Below are 1,362 nucleotides of genomic sequence, written 5' to 3' on the forward strand. Positions count from 1 at the left end.
TTTTGTTGGTTAGGTAGAAGAGGGGGAGCCGTAGGCTCCAGTCCTCATTTTTTCACGGAGTCGGTAACTGTTCCCCCTAATATTGACGATGTGGGAATGGTGTAAGAGCCGATCCAGAATAGCTGTAGCAAGTATCGGATCGCCCATCAGTTCCCCCCATTCACCGAAACTCTTGTTGCTGGTCAACAGAATGCTCCCTCTCTCGTACCTTGCACTTACTACCTGGAAAAAGAGGTTGGCTGCCAAACTATCAAACGGTAGGTAACCAATTTCGTCAATAATCAGGAGTTTCGGTCGAATATAGATGCGGAGGCGTTTATCCAGCCTGTTTTCCGCGTAAGCTTTTCGCAGATCCTCGATGAGTTGCGAGAGACTGACAAAGTAAACGGATATGCCTTGCGAGATGGCTTCTACAGCCAACGCCACCGACAAATGACTTTTTCCTACTCCGGGAGGCCCTAAGAACAAAACATTCTCGTGTCGGGTTACGAAAGTCATCGTGGCCAACTCTCGAATCATCCGTTCGTCAATGCTGGGTTGGAAAGAAAAATCGAACTCCTCCAGTGTTTTTCGGTAAGGCAAGTGTGCGAGTTTGGTACGTACCTCCATATTCCGTTTCTGGCGTTCTGCTATCTCTGCATCAAGGAGCATGTTGAGAAAGGACAGATAGGTGGGCTGTCCATGACTTGCCGCTTCCAAATGAGCATCCAAGAGGAGAGCTGCTTGTTGAAGCCCAAGTTCCTCGAGACGTAGCCGTGCCTGTTCCAGTTCGATCATGCTCCCACCCCTGTTAGCTGCTCATAGACATCCAGCGAACGCACTTCCACTTGCTGCGATGAAATCTGTTGGGCTTGCGGACGTGGATAAGCATAACCTTGAGCGGTCGTAAGACCTGCATACTGGTTTTCGCAAAAAACAGTTGCACGGGAGCGATAGACCTTTTGGTGTCGGGAAATACATGTGCCGTCGGCCCAGATTTCCACCCACCCATTCACTTCTCGCACGGTTACCTCACGTCCACTGTGCCTCCATGGAACCCCATATCGCACACCATCGTAGCTAACAAATCCATCTCGGCTGACCTGTCTGGGTTCATACAGGTATTTTTCCCACCGATCGAAAGAAGGGATAGGCGACAGATCCTCCTTACGGAGTCTGTCGGTGGGACGTTCGCCGGTTGTTCCATGAATGCGACGGTTAATCTTATCGCACCAGAAAAGGGCTTGTTGATTGAGATCCTGTAAATCAACGAAGCGTTTGCCAGGAAGAAAGTTGTATTTTACGTAATGAACGCCTCGTTCCACTTTCCCCTTTGTTTCGGGGCGGCGGACTTTACATACTTTTGGAACAAGCCCAATTGCC

The 1,362-nt window shown here is 49.7% G+C and carries 2 protein-coding genes; both read right to left on the minus strand.

Features of this window, described 5'->3' with window-relative positions:
* Window positions 1-9 precede the first annotated feature (9 nt).
* Window positions 10-777, minus strand: coding sequence for an IS21-like element helper ATPase IstB (istB, locus tag KDN35_RS19750; protein ID WP_212133762.1), 768 nt, complete (start codon window positions 775-777; stop codon window positions 10-12).
* A partial coding sequence (locus tag KDN35_RS19755; RefSeq protein WP_212133764.1) for a Mu transposase domain-containing protein occupies window positions 774-1,362 on the minus strand: 589 nt, incomplete at its 5' end. The genes istB and KDN35_RS19755, both read right to left, overlap by 4 nt.

The sequence above is a fragment of the Brevibacillus sp. NL20B1 genome (assembly GCF_018195675.1).
GTDB classification, from domain to species: Bacteria; Bacillota; Bacilli; order Brevibacillales; family Brevibacillaceae; genus Brevibacillus; species Brevibacillus aydinogluensis.

Bases quoted from the DNA above. Each gene is read 5' to 3' on its own strand.
- istB (WP_212133762.1), bottom strand. From the start codon at position 777: ATGATCGAACTGGAACAGGCACGGCTACGTCTCGAGGAACTTGGGCTT.